This is a genomic window from Deltaproteobacteria bacterium (genome assembly GCA_003696105.1).
GTDB lineage: Bacteria > Myxococcota_A > Polyangia > Haliangiales > J016 > J016.
Genome location: RFGE01000206.1, coordinates 1 through 4,317, shown reverse-complemented (window position 1 = coordinate 4,317; position 4,317 = coordinate 1). Strand labels below are relative to the sequence as shown.

The following is a 4,317-nucleotide window of genomic DNA, read 5'->3' as shown; positions in this document are numbered from 1 at the left end:
TCGGCGATGCGCGCATCGGAATAGCTGTACATCGCGATGTCGATGGAGTCCTGCGCGGCGTCGATCAACTCCGCGACGCGCACGTTGTGACTGCGCTCGTACGGCTGGGGCGAGAAGATCGCCTCGACATGGCCGCCGCGGACGTCGTCGAGATAACCGCGGTCGATCGCATACGCGAGGAGCCGCTCAAGTGCGACCGGGCCGACGTACTTGACCGCGTCGAGTTCGGCCAGATCGTCGAACGGGTCGTCGTCGTGGCTGCCGGCGACGCCGTCGGGCCCGTCGCGATGGGCGACGATATTGTAGGCCGCCGTACGGTAGAGCCGCGCCTCGTCGTCGAGCTGTTCCGCCGTCACGGCCGGATCGTTGACGAGCGCCAAGACGGCGCGCGCCTCGGGCGACGCGGCGTCGACGGCACCGTCGGCCTTGCCGGTCGGGAACGCATCGTCGGCACCGTCGGCCGGATCGAGGTCGCCGGCGGCGCAGGCGGCAGCGAACAGGGCGGCGAGGGCGGCGGCATGACGAACCAACATGCCGCCCTCACCCGGCAAGCGGCGGGCCAACACGTGGCGCCCGCAATTGCGGGCCGTTGCGCGCGACCGGGACCTGTCCACGCTCGCGACACGCCGGGCGCAGCGGGGCCGGCTCGCGATGTAACCATTCACAATGGTTTCAAAATTGGCTAGTCGACTGATTTCGCGACACGACCAGCCTAGTGGCCGGCGACGGCTGCCCCTTCGCGCGCCCGCCGCGGCGGGGTACCATGGTCTCGTGCGTGGCGCAGGCGCAGCGCGAGCGTGCGTGCCCACCGGGAAGCGTACCGAGCGGGCGTCTCGCGCACGGCGCGCGGTCGTCCCGCCGCGGGTTCGCGAGCGGGTGTCGGGTCCACCGCGCCGCGCGCTGGCGTCGCTGGCGGCGGCCGCCTCCATCGCCACCTCCGGCTGTTTCTCGCCGGCGTTTTCCGACGGCCAGTTTTCGTGCGGCCCGAACGAGGCCTGTCCACCGGGCTTCGCGTGCGACCGCGGCGCGTGCGTGCGGACGCCCGGCGTGCCGCCGGGAGGCGACGCGGCCGCGCCGGAGATCGATGCCGCGCTGCCCGCCCCCGACGCCGCCGCGCCGGATGCCGCGGCGCCCCCTGGCGCGGCGGTGTATCGGCTCGGCAAGGGAGACGCACAGTGGACGCGCGTCGACGCCGAGGAGTTCTTCGCGGGCGCCGGCGCGCCCGCGCCGGACGACATCCGGTCGGCGTGGGCCATCTGCGACTTCCGTGGCGACATGGTGTGCGTCGGCACGGCGACCGAGTGGCGGTGCTCGGAGGACGCGTTCGCGTCGTGGTTCGGCGCCCCGTGGGACGACATCCCCGCGGTCGACAGCGACTTCGCACTGACGCCGCCCACGATCGCGACCGCGTTCGACCAGTTCGACGCCGGCATCCGCTTTCACCAGGTCTGGTTCGGCTCCGGCGATCGCTGGTGGGTGTTGCGCTACGCGCGCGCGCCGGAGCGACTCGGCGGCGACGGCGGCAAGTGGGAACTCGACCTCGAGACGGCCTGGGACGACCCCGACCAGACCGTTCGCTCCGTCGAATGGGCGGGCGTGCCGAACGCGCCGCCCGGCGGCGATGTCCTGGTCGCGGACCACCACCGCGGCGACACGTGGCACGTCTGGACGGCCGACGGCACCGAATACCGCCTCGACGTGACCGGCGCCTGGCTCGAGCCGCGGATGGCCCCCGATCTCGCGCTGCCCGGCGCGCCGCCCGGCGAGCGCATCGTCGAAACGGCACGCTGCCGCGACACGCTGTACGCCTTCGTCGGCGCCGGCCCGTAAGTTGGCCCCGGCCTGGGAGACCGGCGCCGCTCGGCGCGCCGGCGTCGGCCCCGGGATGCCTCGCGCGCGGTCGCGCCCACAAAAAAACCCGGCGGGGTTTCCGCCGGGTTTCGCGTCGGTTGCGCCGGGGGACTCGGGGCGCCCGCGTCGCCGAGGTGACGCGGACGCCGGCGAGCCCGACGAGGCGACTTACAGGCTCTTTTTGCCCTTTTCGAGCACGAACTTCTGATAGTAGTTCTCGACCGTCGCCTCGCCCTTCTTGATGCGCTCGTTGGCCTTCTTGAGTTCCTCGTCGATGATCGCCTTGAACCGATCGATCGGCTGAGCGCCGGACAGGAACCTGCCGTTGATGAAGAACGCCGGCGTGCCGCGCGCGCCGACGCGCGCCAGCTCGGCCTGATCCTTCTGGATGTACTTCTTACACGCGTCGCTGTTCATGTCGGCCTTGAACTTCTTCATGTCGAGGCCGGCTTCCTTGGCGATCTTCTCGATGTTCTCGTCGCTGTAGTTGCGCCCGGCCTTGTAGCCCTTCTCCCACAGCAGCTTTTCCATCTCGGCGAACTTGCCCTGCTTGTGCGCCGCGCACGCCGCCAACGCCGGCTTCGTCGCGATCTGCGGGTGAACGACGTAGTGCTTGTAGACGACCTTGATGTCGCCCTTGTAATCCTTCAACAGCTGCTCGACGGTCGGACCGACCCTCTGGCAGAACGGTCAAGCAAACTCGAAGCCCTCGACGATGGTGACCTTCGCGTGCTTGGCCCCCTTGAAAGGAGAGCCCTCGATCGGAACCGCGTAGACCTGGTTCGGGTCCGGCCGGCCGGGAATCGGACCGCGCGGCCGCACCGCCGACGGTCGCCCCCCCCCGGCCAGCTTCTTTTCGATGTCGTCGAGTTTGTCGAGCTTCTTGCTGATCTCGTCGAGTTTCTTCACGACGGCGTCGTCGGCCTTCTGGCAACCGACGAGACCGAGCGCGACGAACCCCGACACGAGAAGGGTTCCGAGTCGTTTCGTCATGGCCGGAATATTGGCCGCGCCGACGCCCCCCGTCAAGGGCGGCGTTTCGCATAGTTGGGCGCGACGTCGCGCGCAGTTGGCCCGGATGGCCTGCTCCCCTATGCTTTGGTTCCACCTCAGCCCGGGGGTCCGTCATGCGCACCGCGTCGATCGCGCTCGCCGGCACGCTGTCCGTCGTGCCGGCATGCACCTCGAGTTCGTCCGGATCGGAGGACCTCGCTGACGCCGGCGGCCCGGACGCGGCCGCGCCGGCATCCGACGCCGCACCGGCCGCCGACGCCGACGTCGCCGGCTTCACCGATCTGATCGTCGGCCAGTGGACGATCCCGGCCGGCACCGAGCAATACCGCTGCGTCTACAAGACGATCGAGCGGACGATCTACGTTCGCGCGTTCCGCCCGAAGATCCCGCTGGGCACGCACCACACCGTGCTCACGGTCGGCCCGCGACAGCGCGACGACGGGATCGTGCCGTGCAACGCAGGCACCAACTACGGCGCGCAGGTGTTCGGCTCCGGAGTCGGCACGAACGCGCTGGTCCTGCCCGACGGCGTGGCCGTCAAGCTCGAGGCGGGCGATCAGCTGCTGTTGAACCTGCACCTGTTTAACTTCTCCGAGTCGGATCTGTCCGGCGAGTCCGGCACGGAGATCATCGAAACCGATCCGGCGGAAGTGGAACACGTCGCCGAAGCGTTCATGGTGTCCAAGTTCGACCTGGCGATCCCGCCCGGCGCACAAACTCAGGCCGGCGACTGCACGCTGTCGCAGGACACGACGTTGCTGTCGGTGGCGCCCCACATGCACATGTTGGGAACGCGCATGAAGGTCGTCGCGCGCAGCTCGCTCGCCGGCGACGTCGTGCTACTCGACGAGCCGTACAACTTCGACAACCAGACCGTACGCGTGCTGCCGCAGCCCGTGCCGATGGCGGCCGGTGACCGCATCCACATCGAGTGCACGTACAACAACACGACCGGTAGCCTGGTGACGTTCGGCGACAGCAGCCTCGAAGAGATGTGCATTTCCGGCCACTTCCGCTACCCGGCGACCGGCGGCGGCCTGTTTTGCGCGACCGGCTTGTGACCGGACGCCGCGTCCTGTGCCGGCCGCGCTCGACGTCGGCGCTCGGCCGCCGCATCGTGCGACTGGCACCTACATCGAGCGACACCGGCCCCCACACGTTTTGTCGCGCGCCCTCCGCCGAGCGCGCTATCCTATGGACGATGGTCCGCAGCGCATCGGACGAACGGGGGAGCGTCATGCTCGTCGCGATGGTGACGCTCGTCGGCCTCCTGGGGATCGGCGGGCTCGCGATCCTGTCAATCCAGAGCGGACAGTCCGCCACCGGCCACGAGCGGTTTCGCCGGGTCGCCCGCTACGCCGCCGAGAGCGGGATCGCCGCGGGGATGGAATACCTGCGCGACGCGCTGCAACCGGGCACGCTGTGGTCGGCCGAGGTCGTCCCGAACAACAC

At 69.7% G+C, this 4,317-nt stretch carries 6 protein-coding genes; 3 read left to right on the top strand and 3 right to left on the bottom strand.

Annotated elements, in window-relative coordinates:
* A partial coding sequence (locus tag D6689_13840; GenBank protein ID RMH40435.1) for a hypothetical protein occupies nt 1-566 on the bottom strand: 566 nt, incomplete at its 3' end.
* 205 nt (nt 567-771) lie between these two features.
* Here D6689_13840 and D6689_13835 point away from each other — a divergent pair.
* Nucleotides 772-1,830 (top strand): hypothetical protein, encoded by a 1,059-nt coding sequence (locus tag D6689_13835; protein RMH40434.1) that lies wholly within the window; start codon nt 772-774, stop codon nt 1,828-1,830.
* Between the two features lie 189 nt (nt 1,831-2,019).
* Here D6689_13835 and D6689_13830 read toward each other — a convergent pair whose 3' ends face one another.
* Both D6689_13830 and D6689_13825 read right to left on the bottom strand, forming a co-directional pair.
* The gene (locus D6689_13830; protein RMH40433.1) at nt 2,020-2,505 is read right to left on the bottom strand and encodes a hypothetical protein; all 486 of its coding nucleotides are present in this window, start codon (nt 2,503-2,505) and stop codon (nt 2,020-2,022) included.
* Between the two features lie 36 nt (nt 2,506-2,541).
* A complete protein-coding gene (locus D6689_13825) occupies nt 2,542-2,844 on the bottom strand; it encodes a hypothetical protein (GenBank protein RMH40432.1) in 303 nt (100 codons plus the stop codon).
* 134 nt (nt 2,845-2,978) lie between these two features.
* On the opposite strand from D6689_13825, the gene D6689_13820 reads away from it, so the two are divergent.
* Nucleotides 2,979-3,926 (top strand): hypothetical protein, encoded by a 948-nt coding sequence (locus D6689_13820; GenBank protein RMH40431.1) that lies wholly within the window; start codon nt 2,979-2,981, stop codon nt 3,924-3,926.
* Between the two features lie 140 nt (nt 3,927-4,066).
* A partial coding sequence (locus D6689_13815) for a hypothetical protein (protein ID RMH40430.1) occupies nt 4,067-4,317 on the top strand: 251 nt, incomplete at its 3' end.